The sequence below is a fragment of the Blastococcus sp. SYSU DS0552 genome (assembly GCF_054050815.1).
This window is the reverse complement of record NZ_JBJHAB010000007.1, coordinates 57,585-74,058: the sequence shown is the minus strand read 5'-3', so window position 1 is coordinate 74,058 and position 16,474 is coordinate 57,585. Positions and strand designations below refer to the sequence as shown.

Genomic DNA, 16,474 nt, shown 5'->3' with positions numbered 1-16,474 from the left:
GGTTGACCGGCCGGTGCCGCACCCGCCAGAGTCCCCGCTCGACGGAGGGAGACCGGGTGAGCGAGCCGCTGGACCGGCCGCACGACCGCACGCGCTGGCGCAACTGGGCGGGCAACCAGCGTGCCCAGGTGACCGCGGTGCACCCGGGCTCCGCGGACGAGGTCGCGCAGCTGCTGACGACGGCGGCCGCCGCCGGCCGACGTGTCCGTCCGATCGGCAGCGGCCACTCCTTCTCCGGCATCGGGCTGCCCGAGGACGTCCAGCTCGTGTGCGACCGGCTGACCGGCGTCCGCGCCGTCACCGGGGACGGCCTGGTCACCGTGGGCGCCGGGACGACGCTGCACCGGCTGGGCGTCGAGCTGCTGCGCCGGGGGTGGGCGCTCACCAACCTCGGTGACATCGACCGGCAGACGGTCGCGGGCGCCCTGGCCACCGGGACGCACGGCACCGGGGCCCGGTTCGGCGGGCTCGCCACGCAGGTCCGCGCGCTGGAGCTCGTGCTGCCCTCCGGTGAGGTGCTCGTCTGCGACGCGCAGCGGAACCCGGAGGTGTTCTCCGCTGCCCGCGTGGGCCTGGGCGCGCTGGGGGTGGTGACGGCGGTGACGCTGCAGGCGGAGCCGGCGTTCGCGCTCCGGGCGGTGGAGGGACCGGGCACCCTCACCGCTGCCCTGGAGGGCTTCGACGAGCTGATGACCGCCACCGACCACGTCGAGTTCTACTGGTTCCCCCACACCGACGCGACACTGGTGAAGCGCCACACCCGCGTCCCGCTGGCCGACGGCCTGGCGCCGCTCCCGCGCTGGCGGGCGGTCTGGGACGACGAGGTGATCGCCAACGCGGCGTTCGCCGGGGTGGTGGCGGCGGGTCGCCGGGTGCCGTCGCTGGTGCCCTCGCTGGCGCGGGTGTCGGCGCGGGCCCTGGGCCCGCGCGCGTGGACCGACCACTCCCACCGCGTCTTCGTCAGCCGGCGGCGGGTGCGTTTCCTGGAGATGGAGTACGCCGTCCCCCGGGCCGACGCACCGGCGGTGCTGGCCGAGCTGCGGCGGGTGCACGAGGCCGGCGACTGGCGCGCGGCCTTCCCCGTCGAGGTGCGGCTGGCCGCGGCCGACGACGTCCCCCTGTCGACGGCGTCCGGCCGCGACACGGCCTTCATCGCCGCGCACGTCCCCGCGGGCAGCGAGCCGGGCTGCTGGTTCGCCGCGCTCGAGCGGATCGCCGGTGAGGTGGGCGGCCGGCCGCACTGGGGCAAGCTGCACGGGCTGGACGCGGCGACGCTGAGCCGGCGCTACCCCCGGTTCGCCGAGTTCGTCGCGGTGCGCGACCGGCTGGACCCGGCGGGCGTGCTGTCGAACGGGTACCTGGACCGGGTGCTGGGGCCGGTGGCTCGCGGCTGAGTCGCACCACCGGCCACCGGTCAGTCGGCCGGGTCGGGGTCGCCGGTGCCGCCGATCCGGTCGAGCTCGGCGAGCTCCTCCGGGCCGAGCACCCGGGCGGCCGCCTGCAGGTTCTCCTCGAGGTGGGCCACCGACGAGGTGCCGGGGATGAGCAGCAGGTTGGGGGAGCGGGCGAGCAGCCAGGCGAGTGCCACCTGCATGGGCGTCGTCTCCAGCCTGCGGGCGACCGTCTCGAGGGCTGCGGACTGCAGCGGGCTGAACCCGCCCAGGGGGAAGAAGGGCGTGTAGGCGATGCCCTCGCGGGCGAGGGCATCGATCAGTGGGTCGTCGGCGCGGTGCACCAGGTTGTAGTGGTTCTGCACGCACACGACGGGGGCGATGGCCCGGGCCTCGGCGAACATCTGCGGCGTCACGTTGCTCACGCCGAGGTGCCGGATCAGGCCCTCCTGCTGCATGGCCGCCAGCGCCTCGAAGGGCTCGGCGAGCGAGCGCTGCACCGGCTCGGCGAAGCCGGGCATGCGGAGGTTCACCACGTCGAGCGCCTCGACGCCGAGGTGGTCGATGTTCTCCTGCACCGCCCGGCGGAGGTCGTCGGGGTCCAGGGCCTCCGGCCAGCCGCCGTCGGCGTCGCGGCGGGCGCCGACCTTGGTGACGATGACCAGCTCGTCGGGGTAGGGGTGCAGCGCCTCGCGGATGAGCTCGTTGACGACGGTGGGGCCGTAGTAGTCGCTCGTGTCGATGTGGTCGACGCCGAGCTCGACGGCGCGCCGCAGGACGGCGATGGCGGCGTCCCGGTCGGCCGGTGGGCCCATGACGTGGGGGCCGGTCAGCTGCATGGCGCCGTAGCCGAGGCGGCGCACCTCCCGGTCGCCGAGGCGGTAGGTGCCGGACTGCTCTGCGGTGCCGATGGTCATGCGGGCTCCCTACCCGTCGCGGCGGGGGTATGCGCGCCGCTCACGTCGCGACGGCCGGTTCGGCGGCCTCCGCGCCGACGGGCGTCGCGGGGAGCACCGTGGCCGGGTGGCGCCGGGCGTCGGCGCGGATGGCCAGCGCGATCCCCGCGCCGACCAGGGCCAGCCCTGCCCCCACCCACATCGGCGCGGTGAGCCCGAGCCCCTGCGCGATGACGAGCGCGCCGAGGGCGGCGCCGATCGCGTTGGCGATGTTGAACGCGCCCTGGTTGGCCGCCGACACCAGGCTGCCACCGGGCACCTGCGCGGCGTCGATGACGGCGTTCTGGACGACCGGCCCCAGTGCGAAGGACAGGGTTCCGAACAGCACCAGCAGCGCGACGGCGGCCACGGTGGACCGGGCGAGGAAGGAGAACGCGACCAGGATGCCGGCCATCGCCACCAGCCCGACCGCGACGAAGGAGAAGCCGTAGCGGTCGCCCAGTCGTCCGCCGGCGAGCGTGCCGACCGTCGTCCCGACGCCGAAGAGCGCGAGAACCGGCGTCACCCACTGCGTCGGGATGCCGCCGAGCTCGGTGAGGATCGGGCTGACGTAGCTGTAGACGGCGAACAGCGCCGAGAAGCCGATCATGGTGAGCGCGAGGACGAGCCAGACCTGTCGACGCCGGAACGCGTGCAGCTCCGCGCGCAGATCGGTGGGCTCGCCGGCGTCGGCGGGCATCCACGCCAGCAGGCCGGCGATCGTCGCGACGCCGATCAGCGCGATCGCCGCCAGGACGATCCGCCAGCCGGCGTGCTGGGCGACGAACGTGCCCAGGGGGACGCCGACGACGTTGGCCAGCGTGAGGCCGGTGATCATCAGCGAGATGGCCCGGGTGGCGCGGTCGGGCGGGACCAGCCGGCGGGCGGCGACCGCCCCGACCCCGAAGAAGGAGCCGTGCGCCAGCGCGGTGAACACCCGGGCGGCGACGAGCAGTCCGTAGCTCGGTGCCACCGCGGACAGGGTGTTGCCGACCACGAACACGACCATCAGCGCGACGAGGGTCTGCCGCGGGGTGAACCGCAGCCCGAGCGCGGTGAGCGTCGGTGCGCCGACGACGACGCCGATCGCGTAGGCCGAGATGAGCAGGCCGACCGCGGACACCGAGACGTCGAGGCCGGCGGCGATCTCGGGCAGCATGCCCATCACGACGAACTCGGTGGTGCCGATGCCGAAGGCGCCGATGGCGAGGGCGAGCAGTCCACGAGGCACGCGAGAAACTCCGGGGGACACGGTGGGGAGCCGGCGGGCCGGGTGATCCCGGTGTGCCGAGCAGCGGGGTGCTTGCGTGGTGCAGCGCGGGACCGCAGAGGTTGATGCCCGACCGGGGCGGTGGGACTGCTCACAGCGGGCGGGCGCGAGTGCGCCCGCCCGACTGCGGTCAGGGCTGGAGCAGCACCTTCACGGCGCCGTCCTTCTTCTGCCGGAAGTTCGCGTAGGCCTCCGGCGCCTGCTCGAGCGGCACCCGGTGGGTGGCGAACTCGTCCACGCCCAGCGGGTCGCCCTCCAGGAGCAGCGGCAGGATGTCGGGCACCCAGCGCCACACGTTGGCCTGCCCCATGCGCAGCTGGATCTGCTTGTCGAACATGCGCATGAGTGGGAGCGGGTCGGTGGCGCCGCCGTAGACACCCGACAGCGAGATGGTGCCGCCGCGGCGGACCGCCTCGATCGCGGTGTTCAGGGCCGCCAGCCGGTCGATGCCGGCCACGGTCATGACCTTCTCCATGATCGCGTCGGGGACCAGGGCGCTGGCCTTCTGCGCCATCGTCGCCAGCGGCGAGCCGTGCGCCTCCATGCCGACGGCGTCGATCACCGAGTCCGGTCCGCGGCCGTCGGTCAGGTCGCGGACGCGGGCGACGACCTCGGCCTGCTCCGTGGAGTCGATGACGGTGATGCCGTTGCGCCGGGCCCGGGCCAGGCGCTCGGGCACGACGTCGGAGGCGATGACCTGTCCCGCGCCGAGGTGCTTGGCGATGCGCGTGGCCATGTCGCCGATCGGGCCGAGGCCCAGCACCAGCACGCTGCCGCCCTGTGGGATGCCGGCGTACTGCACGGCCTGCCAGGCGGTGGGCAGGACGTCGGAGAGGTAGACGAACCGGTCGTCCAGCGGGGCATCGGGCACCTTGATCGGCAGCGTGTTGCCGAAGGGCACCCGCAGGTACTCGGCCTGCCCGCCGGGGACCTGCCCGTAGAGCTTGGTGTAGCCGAACAGGGAGGCACCCATGCCCTGCTCGCGGTTCTGCGTGGTCTCGCACTGGGAGTGGAGGCCCTCGGAGCACATCCAGCAGGTGCCGCACGAGATGTTGAACGGCACCACGACGCGGTCGCCGGGCTTCACCGCGGTCACCTCGCGTCCGACCTCGCGGACGACCCCCATGGGCTCGTGGCCCATCACGTCACCCACCGACATGAACGGCGCCATGACCTCGATGAGGTGCAGATCGGACCCGCAGATACCGCTGGAGGTGATCTCCACGATGACGTCGGTCTGCTCCTGGATCGTGGGGTCGGGGACGGTCTCCACCCGGACGTCTCCTCGGCCGTGCCAGGTCACTGCGCGCATACGACTTCTCCCTCGATCGGGCTGCGGAAAACGGGCTCCTGCCCGTACGTGAGCCGGATCGCGCCACTCTCAACCATCCACGGCGCGCCCCTTACGTTCCGTAAAGACGCCCTTACGCAATGGCGAGAAAGCGCGCCGCATCGCGGTGATCCGGTTCACAGAACTGCAGGTCAGTACCCCGGTCGTCAGATCACGAACCCATCACGCCGTGTTTACATGGGCCCCGCTCCTCTCCCCGGGAGTCGCTGTGCAATGTCCGCCGACGGAAGTCAGGTGCATGAGTTCGCTCCACCACGACCGCCTCCCCGAGGGGGGTGCGGTGCCGGCCGGAACGGTCGACGCCACGCTCGCCCCGGCCCGCTCCACCAGCGGGACGATCGAGGAGAAGGCCGCGTCCACGGTTCCGCCGCAGCGCCAGGGGAAGGCGCGCAAGGCGGGGGCCGGCCGGACGACCGATCCCACCGCCCGCCGGCGGGCCCGAGCCGCCACCGTCAAGGTGGCCGGCGCGACCGCGGCCACCGCTGCAGCGGCGACCCGGAAGGCGACCACGGCGGCGCGCGCTGCTGCCGCCGCCCGCAAGACCGCGAAGGCGCGCGGCCCGGAGAATCCGGCCCCGGGTGCGTCCGGGCCGCAGGCGGGAACGGTCGACCGGGCCTCGACGCCGGTCACGGACGGGTCCACCACGGCGGAGGCCCAGGGCGTGCAGGCGATCGCCGCGACGGCGGCCGCCGAGACGCCGGTGCGGCGCCGCCCGACCCCCTACAAGCGGTCCGCCGTCGACCTCGCGGCACTGGCGCCGGTCACCGACGTCGCCGCGCTCACCGACACCCCGGTGGTCGCACCCGACGCCGTCGTCGTCGTGAAGGACGCCCCGGCGCAGCCGGAGCGGTCCACCCTGGCACCGGTGCCCGCGGAGCCGGTCGTCCGGGTCGTCGGCACCCCGGGTGCCGACGCGGCCGAGGCCCTCGCGGCCGTCGCCACCGGCGGGCGTCGCCGGCTGGACCGCCGCCCGCCCGCGGTGCGGCGCCGCCCGGCGCTCTACCTCGCCGCGGTCCTCGTCGGCGCCCTCGGCCTCAGTGGCGCCTCGGTCGCCGGCCCGACGGAGGTCGCGACGGAGACGGTCAGCCAGTCGGTGAGCGTGGCCGAGCAGCTGGGCATCGACGGTTCCGCCGCGGCGCCGCGCGTCGACGAGGACGACACCTCCCGGCTGCGCGAGGTGGTCGCCAGCCGCAGCGCCCGCGAGACCGAGCGCACCGCCGCCGCGAACGCCCAGGCGGAGGCCGACCGGATCGCCCAGGAGGAGGCCGACCGCGCCGCCGCCGAGGCCGCCCGCCCCGCGGCGGTGCTCCCGGTCGAGGGTGGCCGGTTGACCAGCGGGTTCGGCGCGCGCTGGGGCACGCTGCACGCGGGCATCGACCTGGCCGCACCCATGCGCACGCCCGAGTACGCCGTGATGGACGGCGTCGTGCTCGAGGCCGGCCCGGCCAGCGGCTACGGGCTGGTGGTGTACATCCAGCACGGCAACGGTGACGTCACCGTCTACGGCCACATGGACGAGATCCTGGTGACCCCCGGCCAGGTGGTCCGTGCCGGCGACACCATCGCGCTGCTCGGCAACCGCGGTCAGTCCACCGGCCCGCACCTGCACTTCGAGGTGCACGTCGGCGGCATCGGCGGCGAGCCGATCGACCCGCTGCCCTGGCTCCGGGAGCGCGGCGTCCAGATCTGACCCGCGTCACTCCCGACGACGCCCCCTGCCGGAGCTCCCGGCGGGGGGCGTCGTCGCGTGGGGAGGATCTCCGTGCTCCCCTCGGGGGAGCGCGGCGCGCGGTGGGACAGTGGGGTCGCACGACCGGCCGGCAGGAGGAGATCGCGGTGGAGCACGGGCACCACTCGGGCATGTGGGTCCCGGAGGACCCGCCGACCTGGGGGCGGATGTTCCTCCCGCACCTGGACGCCTGGTCGGTGCTCCCGGTGCTCAGCGTCATCGGGCTGGTCGTCTACCTGGCCGCCGTCGTCCGCCTGCGCCGGTCCGGGGTCAGCTGGCCGTGGTGGCGGACCCTCGCCTGGATCGCCGGCACCGCGTCGCTGTTCGCCGTCACCGGCACCTGGCTCAACGGCTACAGCATGGTGATCTTCAGCGTCCACATGACCCAGCACATGGTGCTGTCGCTCATCACGCCGCTGCTCCTGCTGCTCGCCGCCCCCGTGACGCTGGCGCTGCGCACCCTCCCGCGCGGGCGCGGGCCGGCCGGCGCCCCGCGGGCACTGCTCCTGGAGGCGCTGCACAGCCGGTTCGCCCGCGTCGTGGCCCACCCGCTGTTCAGCGTGCCGCTGTTCATCGCCAGCCTCTACGGCGTCTACTTCACCCCGCTGTTCGACTGGTTGATGTCGAGCCCGGTGGGCCACCAGTTCATGCTCGCCCACTTCGTCGTCACGGGGCTGCTCTTCTTCGGCCCGATCGTCGCGCAGGACCCGTGGCCGCGGACGCTCAGCCACCCGGGGCGGATGCTCGAGCTGTTCCTGCCCGTGCCGTTCCACGCCTTCTTCGGCGTGGCGATCATGATGGCCGGCTCGCTCGTCGTCGACACCTTCACCGATCCGCCGGCGGGGTGGGGCGTCGACCCGCTCACCGACCAGGCGGTGGCCGGCGGCATCGTCTGGGCCTTCGGGGAGCTGCCCACCGTCCTGGTGCTCGCCGTCGTCTTCTTCTCCTGGGCCCGCTCGGACGACCGCCGGGCCCGCACGCTCGACCGCGCGGCCGACCGTGACGGCGACGCGGAGCTCGCGGCGTACAACGCCCGGCTCCAGGCGCTCGCCGAGCACCGGGCCTGACCGGTCCCCGGCCCTCAGCGGCCCGCGCCCGGAGGGGGCGCGGGCCGCTGCGAGGGGCCGGGCGAGTTCCCTCTCAGCCGACGTGGACGACGGCATCGCCCTCGGCCGGCAGGTCCTCCTTGGTCGCCTTGATGAGCAACGCCGAGACGACGGCGCCGAGCAGCAGCAGCCCGGCGGCCCACGCGAAGGCCGTGGTGTAGCCCTCCACCTGCGCCGAGAGGCCCACCGACGGGTCCCGCGGGTCCGCGCCCGAGGCGAGCACGTCGGCGGTGTAGGTGCTGATGGCGGCCACGGACAGCGAGGCGAGCACGGCGGTGCCGATGGAGGCGCCCACCTGCTGCGTGGCGTTCAGCATCGCGCTGGCCGCCCCGGCGTCGTGGACGCCGGCGCCCACCAGCGCCAGGTTCGACAGCGGTACGAACGTGAAGCCCAGGCCGAGCCCGAGCAGCAGCTGGCCGGGGAACGGCAGCTGCCAGAACCCGGTGTCCAGACCGACGAAGGACAGGGTGGCGAGACCGCCTGCGGCGAGCACGCCACCGAGGACCATGAGCGGCTTCGGCCCCACCCGGGGGACCAGCACGCTGGCCAGCCCCGCCGAGATGAAGACGCCGAGGGTGGTCGGCAGCGACGCCAGGCCCGCCATGACCGGCTCGTACCCGAGCACCTGCTGGAAGTAGAGGCTCAGGAAGAAGAACGCCCCCAGCAGCCCGGCCCCCACGAGCGTCGAGGTCAGGTAGGCGCCGCCCCGGTTGCGGTCGAGCACGATGCGCATCGGCAGCAGCGGGTTGCGCGTCCGCAGCTCCAGCAGGACGAACAGGGCGATCAGCACCAGGCCGCCGGCGATGAACAGCCACGCGAGACCGTCGGTCCAGCCGCTCTCCGGCGTCACCAGCGTCGGGATGCCCTGCGCCGCAGCCTCGGCGTTGGCGGCGGCAGCCTGGGCCGCGAAGGCCTGCGAGGCCTCCGCCACGCGGGTGAAGCCGTAGACGATCGACGCCAGGCCGAGGGTGACCAGGACGGCGCCGGGGATGTCGTAGCTGGTGTCGCCGGGAGCCTTGCTCTCCGGGACGATCGGGATGGCCAGCACGATGGCGAGGATCGCCACCGGCAGGTTCACCCAGAAGCACCAGCGCCAGTCGGCGTACTCGGTGAGGACTCCGCCGAGCAGCAGGCCGATGGCCGAGCCGCCGCCGGCGATCGCGCCGTAGACGCCGAAAGCCTTGGCGCGCTCCTTCGGGTCGGTGAACAGGACGGTGAGCAGCGCGAGGGACGCCGGGGCCAGCAGCGCGCCGAAGACGCCCTGCAGGGCGCGGGCGCCGAAGAGCATCGTCTCGTTCTGCGCGACGCCGCCGAGCGCCGAGGCGACGGCGAAGCCCGCCGCGCCCACCAGGTAGGTGCGCTTGCGGCCCCAGAAGTCGGCGATGCGGCCGCCGAGCAGGAGGAAGCCGCCGAAGGTCAGGGTGTAGGCGGTCACGATCCACTGCTGGCTGGCCGCGCTGATGCCCAGGTCGGCGGTGACCGCGGGCAGCGCGATGTTGACGATCGTGGCGTCGAGGATGACCAGCAGGACGGTCATGGCGATGACGCCGAGCGCCAGCCAGCGCTTCTCGTAGGGCTCATCGGCGGAGGTCGTCGCGCCGGTCGCGGCAGGGGAGGGGAGGGGTTCGGTCACGGGAAGTCCTCGGGTCGTGCGGAACGGGCCGGATCGCCGGCCGGGAGAGAAGGTAGCGGCCTGCAACGATGTCGTCGTGCCTGTTTCGCTGGTGTTCACCGCAGATACGCACGTCCCCAAGCGCGCGCGTGAGCTACCTCTCGGCCTGTGGTCGGCGATCGACTCCGCCGACGTGGTGGTGCACGCCGGTGACTGGGTGGACGTCGCCCTCCTCGACGAGCTGGAACGGCGGGCGCACCGCTTGGTCGCCGTCCACGGCAACAACGACCACGGGGCGCTGCGCGAGCGGCTGCCGGAGGTCGCCCGCGCCGAGATCGAGGGCATCCGGTTCGCCGTCGTGCACGAGACGGGGCAGGCCACCGGGCGCGAGGCGCGGTGCGCGGCGCGCTTCCCCGACGTCGACGTCCTGGTGTTCGGGCACAGCCACATCCCCTGGGACACCACGGCGCCCACCGGGCTGCGGCTGGTGAACCCGGGGTCGCCCACGGACCGGCGTCGCCAGCCGCACGGGACGTTCGTCACCGCGGTGGCCGACGCCGGCCGGCTGCGGGACGTGATCTTCCACGCGGTGCCCCCGCGGCGGTGAGCGCCGCACCGCTCGACCCCCGCGCGGTCGCCCTGCTCGCCTGCCCCGCGTGCGCCGCGCCGTTCACCGCGGAGCCGGACGGCTCGGGCCTGCGCTGCGCCGAAGGGCACCGCGTGGACCGCGCGCGCCAGGGGCACCTCACGCTGCTGCCGCCGGGGCGCCGTCCCCCGACCGGCGACTCGGCCGAGATGGTGGCCGATCGGGTGGCGTTCCTCTCCGCCGGCCACTACGACGGCGTGACCGCGGCCCTGGCCGCAGCCGTCCGCCGGCCGGGGGAGCCCGCGACGCTGCTCGACCTGGGCGGTGGCACCGGGCACCACCTGGCCCGCCTGCTCGACGCCCTCCCGTCCGCCACCGGCGTGGTGCTCGACGCCTCGCGCTACGCCGCCCGCCGTGCCGCGAAGGCCCATCCGCGCGCGGTCGCCGTGGTCGGGGACACCTGGGCCCGGCTGCCGGTGCGCGACGCGGCGGTCGACCGGGTGCTGGTCGTCTTCGCCCCGCGCAACGGCCCCGAGATCGCCCGGGTGCTGCACCCGGAGGGGCGGCTGGTGGTCGTGACGCCCGGCCGCGACCACCTCACCGAGCTCGTCGGGCCCCTGGGCCTGCTCCGGGTCGACCCCGGCAAGGCCGAGCGGCTCAGCGCGACGCTGGAGCCGCACCTGGCGCGCGAGGACGCGCACCGGTACCACCAGACCCTGGTGCTGGACCACGCCGCGGTGGCGACGCTGGTCGGCATGGGGCCGCACGCCCGGCACCTCACGGCCGCCGCTCTCGCGGCCTCGCTGGCGCGGTTGCCGGCCGCCGTGCCGGTCACGATCTCGGTCGACGTCGCCACCTACCGGCGGCCCGGCTGATCCGCGCGACGCGCCCTGCCTGCCCGACCTGAGGTGCCGTACCGCACGGTCTAAGCTGCCAGCCGTGACGATTGCACCGGCGCCCATCGTGAGCCGGCCCAGCCCGGCTCACGTGGTCGAGAAGGGCTCGCGGCTGTCGAACCTGCTGCGGACCACCGACCACAAGACCATCGGCCTGATGTACCTGGCCACCTCGTTCACGTTCTTCGTGCTGGGTGGCCTCATGGCGCTGCTGATGCGTGGTGAGCTGGGGCGGCCGGGGCTGCAGTTCCTCTCCCCCGAGCAGTACAACCAGCTGGTCACGATGCACGGCACGATCATGCTGCTGATGTTCGCGACGCCGCTGTTCTTCGCGTTCGCGAACCTGATCATGCCGCTGCAGATCGGTGCGCCGGACGTCGCGTTCCCCCGCCTGAACGCCTTCTCCTACTGGCTGTTCCTGTTCGGCAGCCTGATCGTGGTGGGCGGCTTCCTCACCCCCGGTGGGGCGGCGGACTTCGGCTGGTACGCCTACGCGCCGCTGTCGAACGTGGTGCACTCCCCGGGCGCGGGCGCGAACATGTGGTTCGCCGGCCTGGCGGTCAGCGGCCTGGGCACGATCCTCGGTGGCGTCAACTTCATCGCCACGATCGTCTGCCTGCGGGCTCCGGGCATGACGCTGTTCCGGATGCCGATCTTCACCTGGAACACGCTGGTCACCAGCATGCTGATCCTGCTGGCGTTCCCCATCCTCACCGCCGCGATCATGGGCATGCTGGCCGACCGCCAGCTCGGTGCGCTGATCTACTCGGACGAGAACGGCGGCCCGATGCTGTGGCAGCACCTGTTCTGGTTCTTCGGCCACCCCGAGGTCTACATCATCGCGCTGCCGTTCTTCGGCATCGTCACCGAGGTCATCCCGGTGTTCGCCCGCAAGCCGCTGTTCGGCTACAAGGGCATGGTCTTCGCCACCATCGCGATCGGCGCGCTGTCGCTGGCGGTGTGGGCGCACCACATGTACGCGACCGGTGCGGTGCTCCTGCCGTTCTTCGCGTTCCTGACCTACCTCATCGCCGTGCCGACCGGCATCAAGTTCTTCAACTGGATCGGCACCATGTGGCGGGGTCAGATGACCTTCGAGACGCCGATGCTGTTCTCCATCGGCTTCATGATCACCTTCCTCCTGGGTGGTCTGACCGGTGTGCTGCTGGCCAGCCCGCCGCTGGACTGGCACGTCAACGACAGCTACTTCGTCGTCGCCCACTTCCACTACGTGGTCTTCGGCACCGTGGTGTTCGCCGCCTACGCCGGCATCTACTTCTGGTTCCCGAAGATGTGCGGCCGGATGATGGACGAGCGGCTGGGCAAGCTGCAGTTCTGGCTGACCTTCATCGGCTTCCACGCCACGTTCCTGGTGCAGCACTGGCTGGGCAACGAGGGCATGCCGCGCCGGTACGTGGACTACCTGGAGACCGACGCGTTCACCGTGCTCAACACGGTCTCGACGATCGGCTCCTTCATCCTCGGCGCCTCGGTGCTCCCGTTCATCTACAACGTGGTCAAGTCCTGGAAGTACGGCGAGCTCGCGCTGCGCGACGACCCGTGGGGCCACGGCAACAGCCTGGAGTGGGCCACCTCCTCCCCGCCGCCGCGGCACAACTTCGTCGAGATCCCCCGGATCCGCTCGGAGCGCCCCGCGTTCGAGGCCCATTACCCGCACCTCGTCGAGCGGCTGCAGGCCGAGGCCCACGTCGGCAAGCGGCACGAGCCCTACGCCGGTGTCAGCGAGCTGGGTGGTACCGGCGGTGCGCGCCAGGGCCCGAAGGACCCCGACCCGACCTGAGCAAGGACCCCGTTCCGCCCACCGCTCACACGTTCGCGGCGGGACCCTGAACGGGGCCGCGACCAGAACGTCACGGACGCCCCGCCGGCCACTGGCCGGCGGGGCGTCCGTCGTCCACGGGTGGAAGACCCGGGCGGCGGGCCGCCCCCCATCGCGGCGACCGGCGGGTCAGGGGTCCGGGCGGTCCCCGGGCGGACGTGCGGCACGATGACCGCGTGCCGCTCGACCCGACGCCCCGCCAGCTGCCCGAGCCCGACCCCACCGCGGCGCGGGCGCTGCTCACGGTCACCGGGGCGGACCGGCCGGGGGTGACCGCCCACCTCTTCGCCGCACTGGCCTCGGACGGGGACGGGCGCCCGGAGGTGGAGGTCCTCGACGTCGAGCAGGTCGTCGTGCACGGCCACCTGGTGCTCGGCGTCGTGGTCGGTGCTCGCGCCGGCGATCGGCGACCGGCGGTGGGCGAGGCGGAGCTGCTCGGCCACCTCCGGCGGGTGGCGGGTGAGGTCGAGACCGCCGTGGGCGTGCACGTGGCGGTGGAGTCGGCCAGCGGGCCCGACGCGCCCCTCGTGCAGGGGCGCCCGCACCACGTCATCGTGCTCGGGCGGCCGGTGCCGCCGGAGGCCGTGGCCGGCGCCGCGCGGGCCGTCGCGGGCATCGGCGGGAACATCGATGCGATCCGCCGGCTCTCCGATCACCCGGTCACCAGCTTCGAGCTCACCGTCTCCGGGGCGGAGGCCACGGCCCTGCGCACCGCGCTCGCCTCGGTGGCGGCGTCGACCGGTGCCGACATCGCCGTCGAGCAGGTCGGGATCGCCCGGCGCAGCAAGCGGCTGATCGTGCTGGACGTCGACTCGACCCTGGTGCGCGGCGAGGTGATCGACGAGCTGGCGGCGCGCGCCGGGCGGGCGGCGGAGGTTGCCCGCATCACCGCCGCGGCCATGAACGGCGAGCTGGACTTCGCCGAGTCGCTGCGGGCGCGGGTCGCCGTGCTGGCCGGCCTGCCCGAGGAGGTGCTCGATGAGGTGCGCGAGCACCTGGTGCTCACACCCGGCGCGCGCACCCTCATCCGCACGCTCCAGCGTCTCGGCTTCCGCTGCGGCATCGTCAGCGGCGGGTTCACGCAGATCACCGACCCGTTGGCGGAGAGCCTCGGGCTCGACTTCGCCGCCGCCAACACCCTGGAGGTCCGCGACGGCCGCCTCACCGGTGGGCTGGTCGGGGACATCGTCGACCGGCCGGGGAAGGCCCGGGCCCTGATCCGCTTCGCCGAGGAGTACGGCATCCCGCTGGACCAGACGGTGGCGGTGGGCGACGGCGCCAACGACCTGGACATGCTCAACACCGCGGGCCTGGGCATCGCCTTCAACGCGAAGCCCTTCGTGCGCGAGCAGGCGCACACGGCGCTCAACCAGCCCTACCTCGACGCGGTGCTGCAGGTGCTCGGCTTCACCCGCGACGAGGTCCTCGACGCGGCGCCTTGATGATCAGGTGACCTGATCATCAGGAGTCCTGGCTCAGCGTCGGTCGTGAGCCAGGACCCCATACGGTGAGCCAGGACGCGGTACGGCGAGCCAGGACGCGGTACGGCGAGCCAGGACGCCGTGCTGCGGGACGACGCGGGCGTCAGCCCGGCCGAGCGTCGAGGCGCCCGGCATCATGACCCGGTGGACGAGCAGCTTCCCGTCGGGTCCCTGGTGCGCATCCGGGAACCGGAGGACGCGCCGGATCAGCCGATCGGCACTGTGGTCATCTCCCGGGACGCGATGGGGCAGGTGCACGTCCGGCGCGACGGGGTGGGCGTGGAGGTCTACGCGCCCGACGAGGTGGTCGCGGTCAGCACGGACGGTGAAGGCGCCTGACCTCGCTCACGCGCTGGGTCCGAGCTCTCCGGCCAGCTCGACGCCGGCCGTGCGCAGCTGGTCCAGCGCAGCGTCGGTCGTCGCCTCGGAGACGCCGGCGGTGAGCGGCAGCAGCACGCGGGTGGCGAACCCGGCCGCCACGGCGTCGAGCGCGGTGGCGCGGACGCAGTGGTCGGTGGCGATGCCGACGACGTCGACGGCGTCGACCCCTCGCTCGCGGAGCCAGTCGGCCATCCCGACGCCGTCGGCCGCGCCCTCGAAGCCGGAGTAGGCGGCGGCGTACTCGCCCTTGTCGAAGACCGCTTCGAGCGGCTGGCGGTCCAGCGCCGGGTGGAGCTCGACACCGTCGGTGCCGACCACGCAGTGCGGCGGCCAGCTCTCGAGGAAGTCCGGGTGCTCGGCGAAGTGGTCGCCGGGGTCGATGTGGTGGTCGCGGGTGGCGACGACGTGGGCGTACCCGGCGCCCGCCGTCCGCAGGTGCTCGGTGACGCCGGCCGCCACGGCGGCGCCACCGGCGACCGCGAGGCTGCCGCCCTCGCAGAAGTCGTTCTGCACGTCGACCACGATCAGCGCGCGGGTCATGAGCTGCTCCTCCCGGGTCAAGCGGGAACTGTCTCCAGGACCGGTTCCCCGCGTGAGAGCGCCCATGCCTCGGCGGGCAGCGCCTCCCGCACGCGCGCGTGGTGCTCGCGGGCGAGCCGCAGCGCCTCGGCGGGGGAGACGTCGGCGCAGAGCGCGCCGCCACGCACCAGCGGGACCACGAGGTCGCGGTCGCCGTCGCGCGGCCCGACCGGTGTGCTGCTGACCACCTCGGCGACCGCGGTGCCGTCGGCGTCGTGCCGCCGGACGGCGTGCTTGCGCCCGCCGATCGAGTTCTTGCCCTCCGACCGCTTCGCGACCGGGATGCCGTCGCGCTCGACGAGCTTGTAGACCATGCCGGCCGTCGGCGCCCCCGAGCCGGTCACCAGCGAGGTCCCGACCCCGTAGCCGTCGACGGGTGCGGCCATCAGCCCCGCGATCGCGTACTCGTCGAGATCGCTGGTGACGATCACCCGGGTGCGGGTCGCGCCGAGCTCGTCGAGCAGCTGGCGGGCGCGGGTGGCGAGCGTGGGCAGGTCGCCGGAGTCCAGCCGGATGGCGCCCAGCTCCGGGCCGGCCACCTCGATCGCCGTCCGGATGCCCTGCTCGACGTCGTAGGTGTCGACGAGCAGCGTCGTGCCCACCCCCAGCGTCTCCACCTGGGCACGGAAGGCCGCCCGCTCGTCGTCGTGCAGCAGCGTGAACGCGTGGGCGCTGGTGCCGGTGGTGGGGACGCCGTAGCGCCGGCCGGCCTCCAGGTTCGAGCTGGACGCGAAGCCGACCAGGTGGGCCGCGCGCGCCGCGGCCACCGCGGCTCGCTCGTGGGTACGGCGCGAGCCCATCTCGATGCAGGGTCGCTCGCACGCCGCCGCCACCATGCGGGCGGCCGCCGAGGCGATCGCCGAGTCGTGGTTGAGGATGGACAGCGCCAGGGTCTCCAGCAGGACGCCTTCGCCGAACGGTGCGCGCACGGTGAGCACCGGCGACCCGGGGAAGAACAGCTCGCCCTCCGCGTAGCCGTCGATGTCCCCGCGGAACCGGAAGTCGGCCAGCCAGTCCAGCAGCCGCTGGTCGGTCAGCCCCTGGGCACGCAGGGTCGCGAGCTCCTCGTCGCCGAACCGGAAACCGGGCAGCGCCTCGAGCAGCCGGCCGGTGCCCGCGAGCACCCCGTAGCGTCGGCCGTGGGGCAGCCGGCGGGCGAACACCTCGAACACGCAGTCCCGCTCGGCGGTGCCGTCGGCGAGCGCCGCGGCCAGCATCGTCAGCTCGTAGCGGTCGGTGAGCAGCGCGGGGGCCGTCGGCATGGCTCCGCAGCGTAGGCGGCGCCGGGTCCGCGGGACCGGGCGACGTCCTAAGCTG

General features: G+C 73.8%; 14 protein-coding genes. 8 read left to right on the top strand and 6 right to left on the bottom strand.

Annotation, left to right across the window (positions count from 1 at the left end):
- The first annotated feature begins 56 nt into the window (after nt 1-56).
- Entirely contained in the window at nt 57-1,394 is a 1,338-nt protein-coding gene (locus ACI8AG_RS08970; protein ID WP_456596760.1) for a D-arabinono-1,4-lactone oxidase, read from the top strand.
- A 20-nt stretch (nt 1,395-1,414) separates the two neighbouring features.
- Here ACI8AG_RS08970 and ACI8AG_RS08965 read toward each other — a convergent pair whose 3' ends face one another.
- The 3 genes from ACI8AG_RS08965 to ACI8AG_RS08955 all read right to left on the bottom strand — a co-directional run bounded on the left by ACI8AG_RS08965 (nt 1,415) and on the right by ACI8AG_RS08955 (nt 4,908).
- Complete coding sequence (locus tag ACI8AG_RS08965; protein ID WP_456587460.1) at nt 1,415-2,308, bottom strand: oxidoreductase; 894 nt, start codon at nt 2,306-2,308, stop codon at nt 1,415-1,417.
- A 40-nt stretch (nt 2,309-2,348) separates the two neighbouring features.
- Complete coding sequence (locus tag ACI8AG_RS08960; RefSeq protein ID WP_456596759.1) at nt 2,349-3,557, bottom strand: MFS transporter; 1,209 nt, start codon at nt 3,555-3,557, stop codon at nt 2,349-2,351.
- Between the two features lie 169 nt (nt 3,558-3,726).
- Nucleotides 3,727-4,908 (bottom strand): zinc-dependent alcohol dehydrogenase, encoded by a 1,182-nt coding sequence (locus ACI8AG_RS08955; RefSeq protein ID WP_456596758.1) that lies wholly within the window; start codon nt 4,906-4,908, stop codon nt 3,727-3,729.
- 277 nt (nt 4,909-5,185) lie between these two features.
- Here ACI8AG_RS08955 and ACI8AG_RS08950 point away from each other — a divergent pair, with 277 nt between their 5' ends.
- Together ACI8AG_RS08950 and ACI8AG_RS08945 are read left to right on the top strand one after the other, a co-directional pair.
- On the top strand, nt 5,186-6,637 hold the full coding sequence (locus ACI8AG_RS08950) for a M23 family metallopeptidase (RefSeq protein ID WP_456596757.1): 1,452 nt from the start codon (nt 5,186-5,188) through the stop codon (nt 6,635-6,637).
- 101 nt (nt 6,638-6,738) lie between these two features.
- The gene (locus tag ACI8AG_RS08945) at nt 6,739-7,743 is read left to right on the top strand and encodes a cytochrome c oxidase assembly protein (RefSeq protein WP_456596756.1); all 1,005 of its coding nucleotides are present in this window, start codon (nt 6,739-6,741) and stop codon (nt 7,741-7,743) included.
- Between the two features lie 73 nt (nt 7,744-7,816).
- Here the strand turns inward: ACI8AG_RS08945 and ACI8AG_RS08940 are convergent, their stop codons facing one another.
- Nucleotides 7,817-9,415 carry an MFS transporter gene (locus ACI8AG_RS08940; protein WP_456596755.1) on the bottom strand — a complete coding sequence of 533 codons (1,599 nt, stop codon included), beginning with the start codon at nt 9,413-9,415 and terminating at the stop codon, nt 7,817-7,819.
- A gap of 76 nt (nt 9,416-9,491) precedes the next feature.
- Here ACI8AG_RS08940 and ACI8AG_RS08935 point away from each other — a divergent pair, with 76 nt between their 5' ends.
- The 5 genes from ACI8AG_RS08935 (at nt 9,492) to ACI8AG_RS08915 (ending at nt 14,536) form a co-directional block, all read left to right on the top strand.
- Complete coding sequence (locus ACI8AG_RS08935) at nt 9,492-10,001, top strand: metallophosphoesterase family protein (RefSeq protein ID WP_456587466.1); 510 nt, start codon at nt 9,492-9,494, stop codon at nt 9,999-10,001.
- Entirely contained in the window at nt 9,998-10,855 is an 858-nt protein-coding gene (locus ACI8AG_RS08930; protein WP_456596754.1) for a methyltransferase domain-containing protein, read from the top strand. Before ACI8AG_RS08935 ends, ACI8AG_RS08930 begins: the two co-directional genes overlap by 4 nt.
- A 64-nt stretch (nt 10,856-10,919) precedes the next feature.
- A complete protein-coding gene (ctaD, locus tag ACI8AG_RS08925; protein WP_456596753.1) occupies nt 10,920-12,677 on the top strand; it encodes an aa3-type cytochrome oxidase subunit I in 1,758 nt (585 codons plus the stop codon).
- Between the two features lie 215 nt (nt 12,678-12,892).
- Nucleotides 12,893-14,158 (top strand): phosphoserine phosphatase SerB, encoded by a 1,266-nt coding sequence (gene serB / locus ACI8AG_RS08920; RefSeq protein ID WP_456596752.1) that lies wholly within the window; start codon nt 12,893-12,895, stop codon nt 14,156-14,158.
- A gap of 183 nt (nt 14,159-14,341) precedes the next feature.
- Nucleotides 14,342-14,536 carry a hypothetical protein gene (locus ACI8AG_RS08915; RefSeq protein ID WP_456587470.1) on the top strand — a complete coding sequence of 65 codons (195 nt, stop codon included), beginning with the start codon at nt 14,342-14,344 and terminating at the stop codon, nt 14,534-14,536.
- A gap of 6 nt (nt 14,537-14,542) precedes the next feature.
- Here ACI8AG_RS08915 and ACI8AG_RS08910 read toward each other — a convergent pair whose 3' ends face one another.
- Both ACI8AG_RS08910 and ACI8AG_RS08905 read right to left on the bottom strand, forming a co-directional pair.
- Nucleotides 14,543-15,118 carry an isochorismatase family protein gene (locus ACI8AG_RS08910; RefSeq protein WP_456596751.1) on the bottom strand — a complete coding sequence of 192 codons (576 nt, stop codon included), beginning with the start codon at nt 15,116-15,118 and terminating at the stop codon, nt 14,543-14,545.
- Between the two features lie 17 nt (nt 15,119-15,135).
- A complete protein-coding gene (locus ACI8AG_RS08905) occupies nt 15,136-16,419 on the bottom strand; it encodes a nicotinate phosphoribosyltransferase (protein WP_456587472.1) in 1,284 nt (427 codons plus the stop codon).
- Nucleotides 16,420-16,474: the final 55 nt, after the last annotated feature.

Bases quoted from the DNA above. Each gene is read 5' to 3' on its own strand.
- ACI8AG_RS08965 (WP_456587460.1), bottom strand. From the start codon at position 2,308: ATGACCATCGGCACCGCAGAGCAGTCCGGCACCTACCGCCTCGGCGAC.
- ACI8AG_RS08955 (WP_456596758.1), bottom strand. From the start codon at position 4,908: ATGCGCGCAGTGACCTGGCACGGCCGAGGAGACGTCCGGGTGGAGACC.
- ACI8AG_RS08950 (WP_456596757.1), top strand. From the start codon at position 5,186: ATGAGTTCGCTCCACCACGACCGCCTCCCCGAGGGGGGTGCGGTGCCG.
- ACI8AG_RS08910 (WP_456596751.1), bottom strand. From the start codon at position 15,118: ATGACCCGCGCGCTGATCGTGGTCGACGTGCAGAACGACTTCTGCGAG.
- ACI8AG_RS08905 (WP_456587472.1), bottom strand. From the start codon at position 16,419: ATGCCGACGGCCCCCGCGCTGCTCACCGACCGCTACGAGCTGACGATG.